13 protein-coding genes are annotated in these 17249 nt (G+C 71.0%); 10 read left to right on the top strand and 3 right to left on the bottom strand.

What is annotated here, in order from left to right; genetic code table 11:
• Positions 1–61: 61 nt before the first annotated feature.
• Positions 62–2281, top strand: coding sequence for a beta-glucosidase family protein (locus PKE79_RS07260; RefSeq protein ID WP_271173016.1), 2220 nt, complete (start codon positions 62–64; stop codon positions 2279–2281).
• Positions 2282–2574: 293 nt separating this feature from the next.
• Here PKE79_RS07260 and PKE79_RS07255 read toward each other — a convergent pair whose 3' ends face one another.
• The 3 genes from PKE79_RS07255 to PKE79_RS07245 all read right to left on the bottom strand — a co-directional run bounded on the left by PKE79_RS07255 (position 2575) and on the right by PKE79_RS07245 (position 6322).
• Positions 2575–3753 (bottom strand): ROK family transcriptional regulator, encoded by a 1179-nt coding sequence (locus tag PKE79_RS07255; RefSeq protein WP_271173015.1) that lies wholly within the window; start codon positions 3751–3753, stop codon positions 2575–2577.
• 86 nt (positions 3754–3839) lie between these two features.
• Entirely contained in the window at positions 3840–4850 is a 1011-nt protein-coding gene (locus PKE79_RS07250) for an ABC transporter permease (RefSeq protein ID WP_271173014.1), read from the bottom strand.
• On the bottom strand, positions 4847–6322 hold the full coding sequence (locus tag PKE79_RS07245; protein WP_271173065.1) for a sugar ABC transporter ATP-binding protein: 1476 nt from the start codon (positions 6320–6322) through the stop codon (positions 4847–4849). The genes PKE79_RS07250 and PKE79_RS07245 overlap by 4 nt, the downstream gene beginning before the upstream one ends.
• Before the next feature lie 155 nt (positions 6323–6477).
• On the opposite strand from PKE79_RS07245, the gene PKE79_RS07240 reads away from it, so the two are divergent.
• From PKE79_RS07240 to PKE79_RS07200, 9 genes are all read left to right on the top strand, one after another.
• Positions 6478–7530, top strand: coding sequence for a substrate-binding domain-containing protein (locus PKE79_RS07240; protein WP_271173013.1), 1053 nt, complete (start codon positions 6478–6480; stop codon positions 7528–7530).
• A 175-nt stretch (positions 7531–7705) separates the two neighbouring features.
• Positions 7706–8470 (top strand): sugar phosphate isomerase/epimerase family protein, encoded by a 765-nt coding sequence (locus PKE79_RS07235; protein WP_271173012.1) that lies wholly within the window; start codon positions 7706–7708, stop codon positions 8468–8470.
• 38 nt (positions 8471–8508) lie between these two features.
• Entirely contained in the window at positions 8509–9621 is a 1113-nt protein-coding gene (locus PKE79_RS07230) for a Gfo/Idh/MocA family protein (protein WP_271173011.1), read from the top strand.
• A complete protein-coding gene (locus PKE79_RS07225; RefSeq protein ID WP_271173010.1) occupies positions 9611–10693 on the top strand; it encodes a Gfo/Idh/MocA family protein in 1083 nt (360 codons plus the stop codon). The genes PKE79_RS07230 and PKE79_RS07225 overlap by 11 nt, the downstream gene beginning before the upstream one ends.
• Before the next feature lie 17 nt (positions 10694–10710).
• Positions 10711–11724: a sugar phosphate isomerase/epimerase family protein gene (locus tag PKE79_RS07220; protein WP_271173009.1), complete on the top strand. Its 1014-nt coding sequence runs from the start codon at positions 10711–10713 to the stop codon at positions 11722–11724.
• A 130-nt stretch (positions 11725–11854) separates the two neighbouring features.
• Positions 11855–13330 carry a C-glycoside deglycosidase beta subunit domain-containing protein gene (locus tag PKE79_RS07215; RefSeq protein ID WP_271173008.1) on the top strand — a complete coding sequence of 492 codons (1476 nt, stop codon included), beginning with the start codon at positions 11855–11857 and terminating at the stop codon, positions 13328–13330.
• Positions 13331–13490: 160 nt separating this feature from the next.
• Positions 13491–14783, top strand: coding sequence for an ABC transporter substrate-binding protein (locus tag PKE79_RS07210; protein WP_271173007.1), 1293 nt, complete (start codon positions 13491–13493; stop codon positions 14781–14783).
• Between the two features lie 175 nt (positions 14784–14958).
• Positions 14959–16248 (top strand): ABC transporter substrate-binding protein, encoded by a 1290-nt coding sequence (locus PKE79_RS07205; protein WP_271173006.1) that lies wholly within the window; start codon positions 14959–14961, stop codon positions 16246–16248.
• 26 nt (positions 16249–16274) lie between these two features.
• Positions 16275–17249, top strand: coding sequence for a carbohydrate ABC transporter permease (locus PKE79_RS07200; protein ID WP_271173005.1), 975 nt, complete (start codon positions 16275–16277; stop codon positions 17247–17249).

Below are 17249 nucleotides of genomic sequence, written 5' to 3'. Positions count from 1 at the left end.
ACACTTAAGCGCGTAAGTGATCTCGGAGCCGAGGTCGCCGCGGACGAGAAAGGCCTCCCTGATGCACGCAGCCGTCTCCCGACTCTCCCTCGACGAGAAGATCTCCCTGCTCACGGGAGACTCGTTCTGGACCACGCGCGGTGTCGAGCACGCGGGCGTGGAGGGGGCGGTCCTCACCGATGGCCCGCACGGCGTCCGCCTGCAGACGGGGAGCGCCGACCATCTCGGCATCAACGACAGCCACCCCGCGACGTCGTTCCCGACGGCCGCGGCGACCGGCTCGACGTGGGACCCTGAGCTGCTCGAGGAGATGGGCGAGGCGCTCGGACGGGAGAGCCGGGCGCTCGGTGTCGACGTGCTGCTCGGACCCGGCGTCAACATCAAGCGCTCGCCGCTGTGCGGGCGCAACTTCGAGTACTTCTCCGAGGATCCGCTGCTCGCCGGGGCGCTCGGCGCCGGATGGGTCCGCGGGCTCCAGGCGCAGGGTGTCGGGGCCTCGCTCAAGCACTTCGCGGCGAACAACCAGGAGACCGAGCGCATGCGCGTGAGCGCCGAGGTCGACGAGCGCACGCTGCGCGAGATCTACCTTCCGGCTTTCGAGCGCGTCGTGAAGGACGCCCAGCCGGCCACCGTCATGTGCGCGTACAACCGCATCAACGGCACGTACGCGTCGGAGCACCGGTGGCTGCTGACCGACGTCCTCCGCGACGAGTGGGGCTACGACGGGTACGTCGTGTCGGACTGGGGCGCCGTGAGCAACCCGCCCGCGGCCGTCGCGGCGGGTCTCGACCTCACGATGCCGGCGGCCGGCCCCCGTCACGCCGCGGACATCCGTGCGGCGCTCGACCGCGGCGACCTCGATGAGGCGGCCATCGACCTCGCGGTGTCGCGCATCCTGACCGTGCACGACCGCCTCCGTGCGGCACGGGGCGAGACTCCCGCGGTCGATCACGACGCGCACCACGCTCTCGCCCGCCGGATCGCGGCCGAGAGCACCGTCCTCCTCGCGAACGAGGGCGGCATCCTGCCGCTGTCGGCCGATGAGGGATCGATCGCCGTGATCGGCGAGTTCGCCCGGTCGCCGCGCTACCAGGGCGCCGGGAGCTCGCACATCCAGCCCACGCGCCTCGACGCCGCGCTCGATGCCATCCGCGAGGTCGCGGGCGACGTGTCCTTCGTCGCGGGCTTCCGGCTGGACGGCGAGGCGGATGCCGCGCTCGTCGACGAGGCGGTCGCGGCGGCCCGCGCCGCCCGCACGGTCGTGCTGTTCCTGGGGCTCCCCGCCGAGGACGAGTCCGAGGGGTTCGACCGCACGCACATCGACCTGCCGCGCGTGCAGCGCGACCTCCTCGACGCCGTCCTCGCCGTCAACGAGCGCGTCGTCGTGGTGCTCTCGAACGGCTCCGTCGTCTCGCTCGGCTGCATCGTCGGCCGGGTGCCGGCCATCCTCGAGATGTGGCTCGGTGGACAGGCGTCCGGCTCCGCCGCCGCCGACGTGCTCTTCGGAGTCGCCGAGCCGGCGGGGCGCCTCGCCGAGACCATCCCGCTGCGCCTGGCCGACAACCCCGCGCACGTGAACTTCCCCGGCAGCCCGAAGAAGGTCGTGTACGGCGAGCGGGTCTACGTCGGGTACCGCTGGTACGACCGCACCGAGCGCGAGGTGGCCTTCCCGTTCGGATTCGGGCTCGGCTACACGACGTTCGAGCTCACGGATGTCGCGGTGTCGGTTCCCGACGCGGGCCGCGCGCACGCCGTGGTCGAGGTGACGGTCTCGAACACGGGCGCGCGCGACGGCGCCGAGGTCGTGCAGGTCTATGTCGGCGACCCCGAGGCGTCGGTCGACCGGCCGGTGCGCGAGCTGCGCGCCTTCCGGAAGGTGCGCCTCGCGGCGGGGGAGTCGACGCGCGTGCGGCTCGAGCTCGACGAGCGTGCATTCGCCTTCTGGGGTGAGACGGGCTGGACCGTCGAGCCCGGCGCGTTCACGGTCGAGGTCGGCACGTCGTCGCGCGACATCGTCGCGACGACCGAGATCGAGCTCGACGTGCCGCCGGTCGTGCCCGAGCTCGACCTCGAGTCGACGATCGGTGACTGGCAGCGTCATCCGGTCGGTCGCGGCGTGCTCGAGGGCGCGCTCGCGGCGCAGGGCGGCGCGTCGGCGGCGATCTTCGCCGACCCCGAGATCAGCCGGATGATGGAGTCGATGCCGCTGCGCACGATGCTCGGCTTCGGCGGCGAGGTCGACGGGACGTCCGCGACCGAGGCGCTGCTCGCCCAGCTCTGAGCGGCACCACCTCCGGCCCAGGTCGCAGTTGGCGTCCTCAAACGGCCGGTTTTCGGACCGCAACTGCGACCTGGGCAGATAGGCCTTCGTCGGGGTCGCAGTTGGCGTCCTTAAACCGCCGGTTTTCGGACCGCAACTGCGACCTGGATGGCGGAGGTCCGGAGGCCCGGCGGATGGCGGCTGAGTCTTCGTCGGGGTCGCAGTTGGCGTCCTCAAACGGCCGGTTTTCGGACCGCAACTGCGACCTGGACGGATGGCGGAGGGCCGGCGGATGGCGGCGGTCCGGTGGGCGGTCAGGCCGGGGCGAAGGCGGTCGAGAGGCCGGCGGGCGAGAGCGCGTGCTCGACGGCGAGGATGCTCGCGCCGATCACGGCCGCCTTCGACGCGGCGGTGGACTGCACGATCGTGAGGTGCTCGGTCGCGAGCGGGGTGGAGCGCGTGTAGACGATCTCGCGCACCCCGGCGATGAGGTGCTCGCTCACGCGCGCCATCGACCCGCCGATCGAGATGACCGAGGGGTTGAGGAGGCTGACCGACGCGGTGAGCACCTCGCCGATGTCGCGCCCGGCCTGGCGCACCGCCTGGATGGCCTCGAGGCTGCCGTGCTTGACGAGCGCGACGACATCGTCGCCCGTGTGCGCCTCGACGCCCTGGTCGCGCAGGGTGCGCGCGATCGCGGGCCCCGACGCGAGCGCCTCGAGGCACCCGTGGTTGCCGCAGTGGCACGGGACGTCGACGCCACGCGCCACGCGCACGTGCCCGATGTCGCCCGCGATGCCCTGTGCTCCGCGCTGCAGCCGGCCATCCGACACGATGCCCGCGCCGATGCCGGTCGCGACCTTCACGAAGAGGAAGTGGTCGACGCCCGGCCACGCGACCGCGCGCTCGCCGAGCGCCGAGATGTTGACGTCGTTGTCGACGAGCACCGCGACGGGGAAGTGCCGCTGCACCCACGCCGGGACGTCGAAGCGATCCCACCCCGGCATGATCGGCGGATTGACGGGCTGCCCGGTCGAGTGCTCGACCGGGCCCGGCAGGCCGATCCCGATCGCGGCGACGTCGGCCGACGACCGCTCGGTCTCGTCGAGAAGCCGCTGCGCCGACTCGACGAGCCACGTGAGCACCGCCTCGGGGCCCTGCGCGATCTCGACGCGCTCGCTCGCCTCGGCGAGGATGGCGCCGGTCAGGTCGGTGATCGCGACGTTCGCATGCGACGCGCCCAGGTCGGCGGCGAGTACCACCTTCGCGGACGGGTTGAGCGCGAACTGCGATGGCGGGCGTCCTCCCGTCGAGACGGCGTCGGCGACCGCCGTGATGAGCCCCATGCGCATGAGCTCGTCGACCCGCGCGGCGACGGTCGAACGAGCGAGCCCCGTCGACTTGGCGAGCTCGGCGCGCGTGCGCGGCACCCCGTCGCGGAGCAGCTGGAAGAGGTCGCCGACGTCGGCGCGCCCCGTCGGGCTATCGGACATGCGCACTCACCTTCTCGCGCCGGCAGAAGTCGGCCGACTTCTGCCGTGATCCGTCATCCTACGTGCCGGTGTCGGCGGAAGCCGCGTCAGCTGCTGCGCGACGACCGCCCGGCGAAGCGCTGCTGGAGCAGCACCGCGATGACGATGATCACGCCCTTGGCGACCGCCTGCGTCGACGAGGACAGGTTGTTCTGCACGAAGACGTTGCTGAGCGTCGCGAAGATGAGGACGCCGAAGACCGTGCCGGTGATCGTGCCGCGGCCGCCCGTGAGGAGCGTGCCGCCGACGACGACCGCGGCGATCGCATCGAGCTCCCACAGCGAGCCGTGCGTCGAGGTGCCCGCTGTCGTGCGGCCGAGCAGCATGATCGCGGCGACGCCGGCGGCCAGCCCGCTGAGCGCGTAGAGCCACATCGTGTGCCGCTTCACCGCGATGCCCGCGAGGCGCGCGGCCTCGCGATTGCCGCCGATCGCGACCGTGCGGCGGCCGAAGGTCGTGCGGTTCAGGAGGAACCAGCCGCCCGCGGCGACGACGGCGAAGATCCAGATGAGCATGTCGATGCCGAGGATGTCGATGTTGAGCGCGCGGATGAAGTCGCGATCCGACACGATGAGCGTGCGGTTGTTCGCGAGGAGCTCGGCCAGGCCGCGCGCTCCGACGAGCATCGCGAGCGTCGCCATGAACGCCACGACCTTGCCGTACGCGATCACGACCCCGTTGATGAGGCCGGCTGCGGCGCCGACGACGAGCGCGATGAGCATCATGAGCGTCCAGTGCACCGAGTCGGCGAGGTCCTGCACGGCCGCGAGCGTCGCCACGACCGAGGCCAGGGCCACCACCGCGCCCACGGAGAGGTCGATCCCGCCCGCGATGATGACGAAGGTCATCGCGATGCTGACCACGCCGATGATCGACGCCTGGCGCAGGATGACGAGCGCGTTGTCGAAGGTCGGGAACGTCCCGGGCGCCGTGATCGCCCCCACGACGACGAGCGCGAGGAGCGCGAGCACGAGGCCGAGGTTGCGTCCGACCGATCCCGAGAAGATCCGCCGCAGGGGCGAGGCCTGCGGCTCGGCGGCGGGGCTCTGCACGCTCATGCGGCGGCTCCTTTCATGACGAGATCGAGCACCCCGTGCTCGTCGATGTCGGATGCGGGAAGACGATCGAGCACGCGCCCGTCGCCGATGACGAGCACGGTGTCGGCGAGGCCGAGCACCTCGGGGATCTCGCTCGAGACGATGACGATCGCGGTCCCCGACGCGGCCAGCCGCCGGATGAGCCCGTAGATCTCGGCACGGGCGCCGACGTCGACACCGCGGGTCGGCTCGTCGAGCAGCAGCACCCGGCTGCCCTCCACGAGCCATCGGGCGAGGAGGATCTTCTGCTGGTTGCCGCCGGAGAGCGTGGCCACCGGACGGTCGGGGTCGGCGGGCCGCAGCTCGAGCGCGTCCATCTGCTCCCTCGCGACGCGGCGCTCGGCCCGCTCGTCGAGCACGCCCCGTCGCGCGATGCGCGGGAACGTCGACAGCGTGATGTTGCGGAAGATCGGCTCGTCGAGCACGAGCCCCTGCGACTTGCGCTCCTCGGGGCTGAGGCCCATGCCGGCCTTCACCGCGGCCGTGACCGATCCGCGCGGCAGCGGGCGGCCATCCCGCTTCACCGTGCCCGCGGTCGCTCGCCGCGCCCCGTAGATCGTCTCGAGGATCTCCGAGCGACCCGAGCCGACCAGCCCTGCGAGGCCCACGATCTCCCCCGCGCGCACGGAGAACGACACGTCCTCGAAGACGCCGGCCAGCCCGAGGCCCTCGACCTCGAGCAGCACGGGCGCGTCCGGCGCGATGGGCGTCGCGGGCGGGAAGACGTTCTCGACCGTCCGGCCCGTCATATGGCGGATGAGGTCGGCCGTGGGGGTGTCGGCGACGGAGAGGTTGCTGGCCGTGCTGCGGCCGTCCTTGAGGACCGTGATGCGATCCCCGATCGCGCGGATCTCCTCGAGCCGGTGCGTGATGTAGATGACGGCGATGCCCTGGGCGGTGAGCTCGCGCACGACGTGGAAGAGGTTGCGGACCTCCTCGGCGTCGAGCACGGCCGACGGCTCGTCCATGACGATGAGGCGGATGTCGTGCGACAGGGCGCGCGCCATGCTCACGATCTGCTTGCCCGCTGCGCTCAGCGAGCCGACCTCCGCGTGCGGCGAGATGCCGCCGTGACCGAGGCGCTCGAGCAGTCGGCGCGTCTCGCGGGCGGCATCGCGCCGCCGGGTGACGCCGCCGCGCGCGAGCTCGTGCCCGAGGAAGATGTTCTCGGCGACGGTGAGATCGTCGACGACGTCGAGCTCCTGGTACATCGTCGCGATGCCGTGATCGATCGCCGCCTGGGGGCTCGTGATCGCGATCGGCTCGCCGTTCCAGCGGATCTCGCCGGCGTCGGGCTCGTGCACGCCGGCCAGGGTCTTGATGAGCGTGGACTTCCCCGCGCCGTTCTGGCCCAGGAGGCAGTGCACCTCGCCCGGGAGCACATCCAGGTCGACCCCGCGCAGGGCCTGCACTCCCGCGAAGCTCTTCTCGATTCCGCGGACCGAGAGTAATGACGCGGTGTGGTCGTCTTTGATCACGGCTGAAACCTAACACCGCGGGGCTTCTGCTGTCGATGAGTCAGAACCTGTACAGGCGTCCGCAAGGCTGTTAGCTTGACCGCATCTGCATCACGTTTCAAGGAGGAGACATGGGCACAGTGCGCACGCGCGCAGGACGCGCTGCGGTCGCGGGGATGGCGGCACTCGCGACGATCGGCCTGCTCGCCGGGTGCACCAGCGACGGCGACGAGGGCGAGGGCGACGTCGTCGACCAGGGCACGACGAGTGACGAGAACGCCGAGGAGGGCGACACGGTCGTCATCGGATGGTCGGGGCCGGAGGCCGATCACGGCTGGCTGGGCGCCATCAACTCCGGCGCGCTCGCCGCGGCTGAGAGCTTCGGCGACGTCGAGCTGCGGCAGGCGGAGGGCACCAACGACGCGAGTCAGCAGATCGCGGCGGTCGAGCAGTTCATCAACGAGGGAGTCGACGCCATCGTCCTGCTCCCCACGGATGGCGCCGCGCTCACCGAGGTCGCGATCCAGGCCATGGAGGCGGGCATCCCGGTCATCAACGTCGACCGGGAGTTCTCGAGCACGTTCGCCTCGCGCGTCACCATCCTCGGCGACAACTACGGCATGGGCGTGAGCGCCGGCACCTACATCTGCGAGGAGCTCGAGGGGCAGAGCGACGCGGTCGTCGCCGAGATCGCGGGCATCGACTCCCTCCCGCTCACGCAGGACCGGTCGCAGGGCTTCGCTGACGCCCTCGAGGACTGCGGTCTCGAGGTGTCGGCCCGCGTAGCCGCCGACTTCACCGTGGCCGGCGGCGAGGCGGCGGCCTCGCAGCTGCTCTCGGCGAACCCCGAGATCGACGCGATCTGGAACCACGACGACGACCAGGGCGTCGGCGTGATGGCCGCGATAGAGGCCGCGGGCCGCGACGAGTTCTTCCTCGTGGGCGGCGCAGGCAGCGTCAACATGATGGAGCGGATCGAGGCGGACGACAGCGTCATCAAGGCGACGGTCATCTACCCCTCGACGCAGGCGGCCGACGGCATCGCGCTCGCGCGCCTCGTGGCGCAGGAGAAGACGATGAGCGATCTCGTCACGCCGAGCGTGCCGTATCGGATCGTGCTCGACGCGCCCGTCGTGACGAAGGACAACGTCGAGGAGTTCATCGACCTCGCGTTCGAGTCCTGACGGGTCGAGCCCGGAAGAGCCGAGGAGGAGGCGCCCGCGGGGGAGGCGGGCGCCTCCTCCTCTGTCTGGGAACACGCAACTTTTGCTTGTTGATCGACGGAAGTCCTGATACCGTCGGGGACGCGCCTGCGAGAGCGCGCCATCCCCGAGACCTCACCGTCGAGAGAAGAGTCACATGACCTCTGCCCCCGCCATCGCGCTCCAGCTGTACACGATCCGAGAGGCGGTGGCCGAGGATGCGGGCGCCGCGCTCGCCCGCGCGGCCGAGATCGGCTTCGAGCAGATCGAGCTCTTCAACATCGTCGAGTGGCGCGCGCAGCTCGAGGCGGGCCTCGCGGCGCACGGCCTCACCGCTCCCACCGCTCACGCGGTGCTCTCGAGCGGCGAGCCCGAGCAGTTCTTCGAAGCCGCGCAGGCCCTCGGCGTGAAGACGCTCATCGACCCGTTCATCGCGCCCGAGCGCTGGACGAGCCGCGACGAGGTACTCCGCATCGCCGACGAGCTCGCCGCGCACGCCGAGAAGGCGAAGGCGTACGGCCTCGCGTTCGGCTACCACAACCACTTCTGGGAGGTGGAGAACGTCTTCGACGGCGAGACGGCCCTCGAGGTCCTCGCCGGCGCACTCCCGGCCGACGTCGGTCTCGAGGTCGATGCGTACTGGGCCGCCGTCGGCGGCGCGGATGTGCCGGCTCTGCTCACGTCGCTCGGCGACCGGGTCCGGCAGCTCCACATCAAGGACGCACCCCTCGTCGACGGCGCGCTGAGCAAGGACCGCGAGGACCAGCTGCCCGCGGGACAGGGCGCGATCGCGTGGCAGCCCGTGCTCGCCGCCGCGCCCGCGGCCGAGCTGCTCGTCGTCGAGTTCGACGAGTACCGCGGCGACATCTTCGACGGCATCGCCCAGGGCCTCGCGGGAACGCGCGCGCTGCTCGGCGCGTGACAGCCGCCATCCCGAACCAGAGAGAAAGAGAGCGTCCCGTGAGCGAACACCACCCCGTCGGCGTCGGATTCATCGGCGCGGGGATGATCAGCGACACCTACCTCGAGCACCTCGCGCAGTTCCCCGACGTCGAGGTCGTCGCGATCGGCGACATCGACACGGTGCGCGCGAAGGCGCAGGCCGAGAAGCACGGCGTGCCGGTGTCGGGCTCGCCCGACGAGATCCTCGCGCACCCCGATGTCGAGCTCGTCGTCAACCTGACGATCCCGGCGGTGCACGCCGAGGTGTCGCTCGCGGCGATCGACGCCGGCAAGCACGTGTGGAGCGAGAAGCCCATCGCGGTCGACTTCGCCTCGGGTCAGGGCCTCGTGAAGCGCGCCGCCGAGAAGGGCCTGCGCGTGGGCATCGCCCCCGACACGGTGCTCGGCCGCGGCGTGCAGAGCGCGCTGCGGGCGATCGCGCGCGGCGAGATCGGCCAGCCGATCGGCGCGTCGACGGCGATGATGAGCCTCGGCCCCGACAAGTGGCACCCGAACCCCGACTTCTTCTTCCTGCCCGGCGCCGGACCGGTCTTCGACATGGGCCCGTACTACCTGACGACGCTCGTCAACGTGTTCGGCTCGGTCGCGAAGGCCTCGGCCTTCGGTCTCACGAGCACGCCCACCCGCACGGTCGTCGCGGGCGACCGCGCGGGGGCGGAGTTCCCGGTGCTCGTCCCGACGCACGTCAACGCGAACCTCGAGTTCGAAGGCGGCGGAACGAGCTCGAGCATCTTCAGCTGGGAGTCGCCCCTCATGCGCATGGGCGTGGTCGAGATCACCGGCACCGAGGGCACCCTCTCGATCCCGGACCCGAACATGTTCGAGGGGCCGCTGCGGATCATCCGCGCGGGCGGCGACCCGCGCGAGCAGCAGTGGGAGGAGCTCGAGAGCGACGGCGTCGTGGGCGGCCGCGGTCTGGGCGTGATCGACATGGTGCGCGCCATCCGGGAGGACCGCCCGCACCGCGCGTCGGGCGAGATCGGCCTGCACGTGCTCGAGACGATGATCGCGATCGAGCGGTCCATCGAGACCGGCGAGACGGTCGCGGTCGAGAGCCGGATCGAGCGCCCCGCGCCGATCCCCGCGGACTGGACGCCCTATGAGCTCTGAGATCGGAGCCGGCTTCGTCGGCGGCGGGTTCATGGCCCGCGTGCACAGCCGGGCCGCGCGGGCCGCCGGCGCCCGACTGCGCGGCATCAGCTCCTCGTCGGCCGAGCGGGCCTCCTCTGCCGCGGCCGACCTCGACATCGAGAACGCCTTCTCGGGCTACGACGCGCTCCTCGACGACCACGACGTCGACGTCGTGCACGTGTGCACGCCGAACGCGCAGCACGCCGAGCAGACGCTCGCGGCGCTCGCGGCGGGCAAGCACGTCGTGTGCGAGAAGCCCATCGCCACGACCGCGGCCGATGCGCGCCGCCTCGTGGAGGCGCAGGCCGGCTCGGGTCTCGTCGGCGCCGTCCCGTTCGTCTACCGCTACCACCCGATGGTCCGCGAGGCGCGCGCCCGCATCGCCGAGAGCGGCGAGGCCGTGCTCTCGATCGACGCGGCGTACCTCCAGGACTGGCTGCTGGGCGCCGAGGACGGCAACTGGCGAGCCGGCGCGGAGGGCGGCGCATCCCGCGCGTTCGCCGACATCGGCTCGCACCTGTTCGACCTCCTCGAGTTCGTGACGGGCGAGCGGGTCGTGAAGCTCAGCGCGCTCACCCGCACCGTCTTCGAGGAGCGCGCCGGGCATCCGGTCGCGAACGAGGACATCGCCGCCGTCCTGTTCCAGCTCTCGGGAGGGGCACCCGGCACGGCGCTCGTCAGCCAGATGGCGGCCGGCCGCAAGAACGGTCTCGTGCTCGAGGTGCACACGGGCGATGCGGCCTACCGCTTCGAGCAGGAGCGCCCCGAGGACCTGTGGATCGGCCGGCGCGACGGCTCGCTCCTGCTCCCGCGCGAGGAGGGCCTGCTCGCCCCCGACGCCGCGCGCCTGTGCCGCGTCCCCTCGGGTCACCCGATGGGGTATCAGGACGCGTTCAACGCCTTCGTGTCGGACGCATACGCCGCGACCGCGGGGGCGGAGCCCGAGGGGCTGCCGTCGTTCCGCGACGGCCTGCGCGCCGCGCAGCTGACCGAGGCCGTCGTCGAGTCCGCGCGCACGGGCGCGTGGGTCGAGACGCCGGTGGACGCATGACGACCGGAGGAGGATCCATGGCCGAGGCGCGCCATCCCGTCACGCTGTTCACCGGCCAGTGGGCCGACATGCCGTTCGAGGAGCTCGCGCGCCGCGCGGCCGAGTGGGGCTACGACGGGCTCGAGATCGCCGCGTCGGGCGACCACCTCGATCTGCAGCGGGCCGACGAGGACGACGCGTACGTGCAGTCGCGTCTCGACATCCTGGACCGCTACGGGCTCAAGGTGTGGGCGATCTCGAACCACCTCGCCGGGCAGGCCGTGTGCGACGACCCGATCGACTTCCGCCATCAGGCGATCCTGCGCGACTACGTGTGGGGGGATGGCGATGGCGAGGGCGTGCGCCGGCGCGCGGCCGAGGACATGAAGCGTGCCGCCCGCGTCGCGCGCAAGCTCGGCGCCGACACGGTCGTCGGCTTCACGGGATCGAAGATCTGGCCCTACGTCGCGATGTTCCCGCCCGTTCCCGCCGACGTCATCGACGCGGGCTACGAGGACTTCGCGAACCGGTGGAACCCGATCCTCGACGTGTTCGACGCCGAGGGCGTCCGGTTCGCGCACGAGGTGCACCCCTCCGAGATCGCGTACGACTACTGGACGAGCGTCCGGACCCTCGAAGCCATCGACCGGCGCGAGGCCTTCGGGTTCAACTGGGACCCGTCGCACATGGCGTGGCAGGGCGTCGACACGGTCGCGTTCATCACGGACTTCGCCGACCGGATCTACCACGTCGACTGCAAGGACACGCGGATCCGCAGGGCATCCGGTCGGCAGGGCATCCTCGGGTCGCACCTCGCGTGGGGCGACCCGCGGCGAGGGTGGGATTTCGTCTCGACCGGGCACGGCGACATCCCGTGGGAGGACGCGTTCCGCGCGCTCGCCGCGATCGGCTACGACGGCCCGATCTCGATCGAGTGGGAGGACGCCGGGATGGACCGGCTGCACGGGGCAGCCGAGGCGGTCGGCTACATCCGCTCGCTGCTGTGGAAGCTCCCCGAGGCGTCGTTCGACGCCGCGTTCAGCAACCAGTAGACGCACCCGGCACGGCGCCGCCCCGGGGTTCCGGGGCGGCGCCGTCGTGTGCTCCGTCGGGCTTATGTTGAAAAGAGGCCAAAGTAGGTCTACTCTCGGCGTATACGAATCCGCCGACGAAGGAGTCGCCATGCCCAACGGTCTGCTCGATGCCGCGAGCCTCCGCGTCCACCCCGACGGAGCGGCGCTCCAGCTCACCATCCCGTGGTATCGGAGCCTCTGGCTGTCCTCCGTCACGAGCATCGCCCTCACGGTCGACGGCGAGCAGGTTCCCGAGAGCGATCTCGCCTTCGAGCTGAACGGCACGCGCTACGCGATCGCCGACCTCCCGCAGCAGAGCGACGTCCTCTGGTATCTGCAGGACCATCCGCTTCTCATCGTCCGCCGCGAGGCGCCGATCGCTCTCGGCGAGACGCACGAGGTCGTGCTGCACGGCGAGCTGCGCCTGCCCTACATGCAGATCGCGCCGGGGCAGGACGGTGGCCCCGGGCTGTACGTGCCGAACGTCGTGCACCACGAGCTGACGCTCACGGCCACCGACCGCGACGCCGCGCCCGTCGGCCTCGAGCTCGAGGTGCCGCCGGCGCCCGAGCGATCCAATGACGACCCGTTCCGTCTCGGCCTGACGCTGTACTCCGCGAGCGCGGAGTTCCGGGCCGGGTGGTACGACTTCGACGGCCTGCTCGATCGCGTCGCCGAGCTCGGCATCGGCCCGGGCATCGAGATCGTCGCATCGCAGATGGTGCCGACCTACCCGCGGGTGTCGGAGGAGTTCGAGCGCGCGTGGCGCGCGGCGTTCGACCGGCACGGCTTCGAGGCGAGCTCGTTCGGCGCGAACCTCGACATGGGGCGTCGACGCGACCGCGACATGACGTCCGATGAGGAGTTCGAGGTCACCGAGCTGCTCTTCCGCGGCGCGAAGCGCCTCGGCTTCCCGCTCGTGCGCATCCAGTCGGCCAAGCCCGACCTGCTGCGTCGGCTGCTGCCCGTGGCCGAGGAGCTCGACCTCCGTCTCGCGTACGAGATCCATGCGCCCTCCGGGCCGAACGCCCCCGAGGTGCTCCGCATCCGCGACCTGTACGCGGAGCTCGACTCGCCCCTGCTGGGCTTCGTCGCCGACTTCTCGGCGACGATGCGGGCGATGTCGCCGACGCTGCTGCGCGCCGTGCGGCGCGCGGGCCTCGACGACGAGGCCGTCACGCGGCTGCAGGAGATCTGGGCGACGGATGAGCCCATGCGCGCACGGCAGGAGGAGTTCATCGCGTACCTGCGCGGTCGCGACTTCGACCCGGGCCGGCTCGGCTCGTTCGCCCACCTGGCCTTCAACATGCACGGCCACGTCGACCCGCGGGAGTGGGCCGACATCATGCCGCAGATCCTGCACGTGCACGCCAAGTTCTACGACATCGACGAAGCCGGCCAGGAGCCCGCGATCGACTACCCCGAGCTCGTGCGCGTGTTCGTGGAGGGCGGCTATCGCGGCTTCTGGTCGAGCGAGTGGGAGGGTCACGCGTTCGCCGAGCTCGGCGAGGTCGACCCGCTCGCCCTCGTGCGGCGCCAGCACGACCTCATCCGCGCGAGCATGCGCACCGGGCAGCCCGCCTGAGCACGGGCAGCCCGACCGAGCACGGGCGGCTTCCACGCGGGTGATAACCCGCATCGGAAACACTTATGTGACTTTCTGACGTAACGCGGTCATGCTGTGGACAGGAGCACCCGAGCTCCTGTCCCTGCACTTCCGACGACGATGTCAGAAAGGCCAGATCATGACACAGCGCACCACGCGGCGGCTCGCCGCGATCGCCATCCCCGCCGCGGGCCTCATCCTCCTCGCAGGATGCGCGGGCGGCTCGGATGGCTCGGGCGACGGAGGCGACGACGGGGGAGAGTCCGTCGAGTTCAGCTTCATGTACGCCACCTCGAACAACCTCGAGAGCCCCTACGAGACCCTCGCGAACGAGTACATGGAGGCGCACGACGGCGTCACCATCACGACGAACCCGCTCCCGAACGACAGCTACGGCGAGACGCTCCGCACGCAGCTGCAGGCCGGCAACGCCCCCGACGTCATCCAGACCACCCCCGGATCGGGTGACCCCCGCAGCGTCGTCCCGCTCGCCGAGGCCGGCTTCCTCGAGCCGCTCGGCGAAACCGCGGCCGGTCTCGTGCCCGAGGGCGCCGACGCGCTCTTCACGGTGGACGGGGAGGTCTACGGGCAGCCCATGGACTTCACCCTCTCGACGCTCGTCGTGAACATGTCCGCCGCCGCGGAGGCGGGGCTCGACGACTTCCCCGCGACGACGGACGAGCTGCTCGCCTCCTGTGGCGAGGTCGCCGAGAACGGCGCGTCGCTCGTCGTGCTCGCGGGCGCCGCCGCGCCCAATGCGGGTCTCACCGCCCAGGCCATCGCCGCAACGCGCGTCTACGCCGAGACGCCCGACTGGAACGACCAGCGCGCCGCAGGCGAGGTGACCTTCGCCGAGAGCGACGGATGGCACGACGTGCTGCAGACGATCCTCGACATGAAGGACGCCGGGTGCTTCCAGCCCGGCGCCGAGGGCGCCGGGTTCGATGCCATCACGAACGGCCTCGCGCAGGGCACCTCGCTCGGGAGCTTCATCCCGTCGGGGTCGGCCGTCGAGATCGGCCGTGCCGCGCCCGACGTGGAGTGGGCCATCCAGCCCTTCCCGCCCGCTGACGGCGGCGACCCGTACCTCATCGCGAGCTCGAACTACACGATCTCGATCAACGCGGCGTCGGAGAACAAGGAGGCGGCCGCCGAGTTCCTCGAGTGGCTCGCGCAGCCCGAGCAGGCGGAGCGCTTCTCCGAGCTCTCCGGCGAGCTCCCCGTCTCCGGCATCGAGGGCCTCGACCTCACGGGCACGATCTACGAGCCCGTGGTGGATCTCCTGCAGTCCGGCCATTACGCGGGGCTCCCGAACGCGTTCTGGAAGGGCGAGGTCTACGAGAAGCTCTCGAGCGGCGTGCAGGGCCTGCTCACGGGCCAGAAGACGGTCGACGCCGTCCTCGCCGACATGGACGCGGCCTGGGGCGACTGACCTGAGACAGGGGATCGGCGGGCGGAAGCGCCCGCCGATCCCCTGTCCGCACCGGCTTATGTCGGATATCGAAATTAGTTATGTGTGTTTTCGACCTAGGTGGTCGATACTGAAGGGGGCCCCGCACCTGGGCGGGAGCCGCAGCACTCGACGACGACGTCAGAAGGGCAACGACATGACACAGCAGCGTCGCATCATCCGGGCAGGCGCCCTCGCAGGAACCGCGGCGATCGGAGCGCTTGTGCTCGCGAGCTGCTCGACCTCCGCCGGCGGCGGCGCGGGAGACGGCCAGAGCTTCTCGCTCGCGTTCCCCGTCTCGAACGAGGCGAAGACCCCGTACGAGATCCTCGCTGAGCAGTACATGGAGGAGAACCCCGACGTCGAGATCACTATCGACAAGCTGCCCGGCGAGAGCTACAACACGACGATCCGGACCCAGCTGCAGGGCGGCAACGCCTCCGACATCTTCCTCTCCGCTCCCGGCAACGGCCAGTCCTTCAGCATCGTCCCGCTCGCTGAGGCCGGGCTCCTCGAGCCGCTCGGCGAGACGGCGACGAGCCTCATCCCCGACGGCTCGGAGCACCAGTTCGTCGTCGACGGCGCCGTGTACGGGCAGCCGCTGAACATCGCGCCCGCGGGCGTCGTCGTGAACCAGACGGCCGCCGAGGCCGCCGGCATCACGGAGTACCCGGCCGACTGGCAGGGCGTGCTCGACGCGTGCGAGACCGCGGCCCAGGCGGGCGGCTCGTACTTCGTCGTGGCCGGCTCGATCCCGCCGAACGCGGGCATGATGGCGCAGGCGATCGCCGCGACGCGCGTGTACGCCGAGGACCCCGACTGGAACACGCAGCGCGCCGAGGGCGAGGTCACCTTCGCCGACAGCGAGGGATGGCAGCAGACGCTCCAGGCGATCGTCGACATGAACGACGCGGGGTGCTTCCAGCCCGGTGTCGAGGGCGCGGGCTTCGACGCCATCACGAACGGGCTCGTCCAGGGCACGTCGAGCGCGATGTTCGGCCCGAGCGGCGTCGCGCGCGACCTCGGCGAGGCCGCGGGCGGCGAGGCGACCTTCGTCGCGCAGACGTTCCCGCCCGCCGACGCGGCCGACGGCGCGTTCGGCTACGCCAGCTCGACCTACTCGTACTCGATCCCGGCGTCGTCGAAGAACAAGGACGCGGCGAAGGCGTTCCTCGAGTGGATGGCCGAGCCCGCGCAGGCGGAGACGGTCGCCGAGGAGTCGGGCACGCTCCCGATCACGGGCTACGCAGAGATGGACTTCACCGGCACGGCGTTCGAGCCGCTGGCCGACATGCTCGCCGCGGGCGACTTCGTGCCGCTGCCGAACTCCGACTGGTCTAACCCCGCCGTGTACGACGCCCTCGGCGCCGGCGTGCAGGGTCTCCTCACCGGTCAGAAGACGGTCGAGCAGGTGCTCACCGAGATGGACACAGCCTGGGGCGAGTGACCCGGCCGGACGCGAGGGACAGGACGATGACCGCGATGCTGCAGCACGACACAGCCGACGAATCGGCGACGGAGGCCGTCGTCGTCCCCCGAAGCGGCAAGCGGCGGGGGCTGCGCCCGAAGGCGCGGCCCCGCCGCCCCGGCCTGCTGACGTTCGGGCACTGGTGGTGGGCCCTTCCGGGCATCCTCATGGTGCTCGGCATCCACTACGCCGCGACGATCGCGGGCGGCTTCTTCGCCTTCACGGACTGGACGGGCCTCGGCTCGTTCGAGTTCGTCGGCTTCGCGAACTTCGAGCGCATCTTCGGCGACCCCTCGAAGATGCTCGCGCTGGGGAACACCCTCTTCCTGGCGTTCGGCTCGGTGATCCTCACCAACGTCCTGGGTCTCGCGCTCGCCGTCGCCCTCAACCGGCTGCTCAAGACGCGGTACATCCTCCGCACGCTCTTCTTCATGCCCGTGGTGCTGAGCCCGCTCGCCGTCGCCTACATCTGGAAGTTCATCTTCGACTTCAACGGACCGCTCAACGCGTTCCTCACGGCGATCGGGATGGGCGACCTCGCCCGCGCGTGGCTCGGCGACCCGACGTTCGCGATCTGGACGATCCTCATCGTGATCGTCTGGCAGCAGACCGGCTTCTCGATGGTCATCTACGCCGCGGGCCTGGCGGGGGTCCCGGTCGAGATCGAGGAGGCCGCGACGATCGACGGAACCACGCTCTGGCAGCGGTTCTGGCACGTGACGCTCCCGGCCATCCGCCCCGCCGTCGCGATCGCGACCACGCTCGGCCTCGTGAACGGCCTCCGCATCTTCGACCAGATCATGGCGCTCACCGGCGGAGGCCCCGCCGGCGCCACCGAGACCCTCGCGACCGAGGTCTACAAGCAGGCGTTCTCGCTCGGCCAGTTCGGGTACGGCGCCGCGCTCGCCCTCGTGCTCACCGCGATCATCCTCGTCTTCGCGATCATCCAGCAGCGCGTGACGCAGGAGAAGGAGGACTGA

The sequence above is a fragment of the Microbacterium barkeri genome (genome assembly GCF_027921765.1).
GTDB lineage: Bacteria > Actinomycetota > Actinomycetes > Actinomycetales > Microbacteriaceae > Microbacterium > Microbacterium barkeri.
Note: the sequence above shows the minus strand (reverse complement) of the source record. Positions and strands in the feature narration are given on the sequence as shown.

Excerpts from the sequence above, each read along its gene's own strand:
- PKE79_RS07260 (WP_271173016.1), top strand. The coding sequence starts at position 62 with ATGCACGCAGCCGTCTCCCGACTCTCCCTCGACGAGAAGATCTCCCTG.
- PKE79_RS07255 (WP_271173015.1), bottom strand. The coding sequence starts at position 3,753 with ATGTCCGATAGCCCGACGGGGCGCGCCGACGTCGGCGACCTCTTCCAG.
- PKE79_RS07250 (WP_271173014.1), bottom strand. The coding sequence starts at position 4,850 with ATGAGCGTGCAGAGCCCCGCCGCCGAGCCGCAGGCCTCGCCCCTGCGG.
- PKE79_RS07240 (WP_271173013.1), top strand. The coding sequence starts at position 6,478 with ATGGGCACAGTGCGCACGCGCGCAGGACGCGCTGCGGTCGCGGGGATG.
- PKE79_RS07235 (WP_271173012.1), top strand. The coding sequence starts at position 7,706 with ATGACCTCTGCCCCCGCCATCGCGCTCCAGCTGTACACGATCCGAGAG.
- PKE79_RS07225 (WP_271173010.1), top strand. The coding sequence starts at position 9,611 with ATGAGCTCTGAGATCGGAGCCGGCTTCGTCGGCGGCGGGTTCATGGCC.
- PKE79_RS07220 (WP_271173009.1), top strand. The coding sequence starts at position 10,711 with ATGGCCGAGGCGCGCCATCCCGTCACGCTGTTCACCGGCCAGTGGGCC.
- PKE79_RS07215 (WP_271173008.1), top strand. The coding sequence starts at position 11,855 with ATGCCCAACGGTCTGCTCGATGCCGCGAGCCTCCGCGTCCACCCCGAC.
- PKE79_RS07210 (WP_271173007.1), top strand. The coding sequence starts at position 13,491 with ATGACACAGCGCACCACGCGGCGGCTCGCCGCGATCGCCATCCCCGCC.
- PKE79_RS07205 (WP_271173006.1), top strand. The coding sequence starts at position 14,959 with ATGACACAGCAGCGTCGCATCATCCGGGCAGGCGCCCTCGCAGGAACC.
- PKE79_RS07200 (WP_271173005.1), top strand. The coding sequence starts at position 16,275 with ATGACCGCGATGCTGCAGCACGACACAGCCGACGAATCGGCGACGGAG.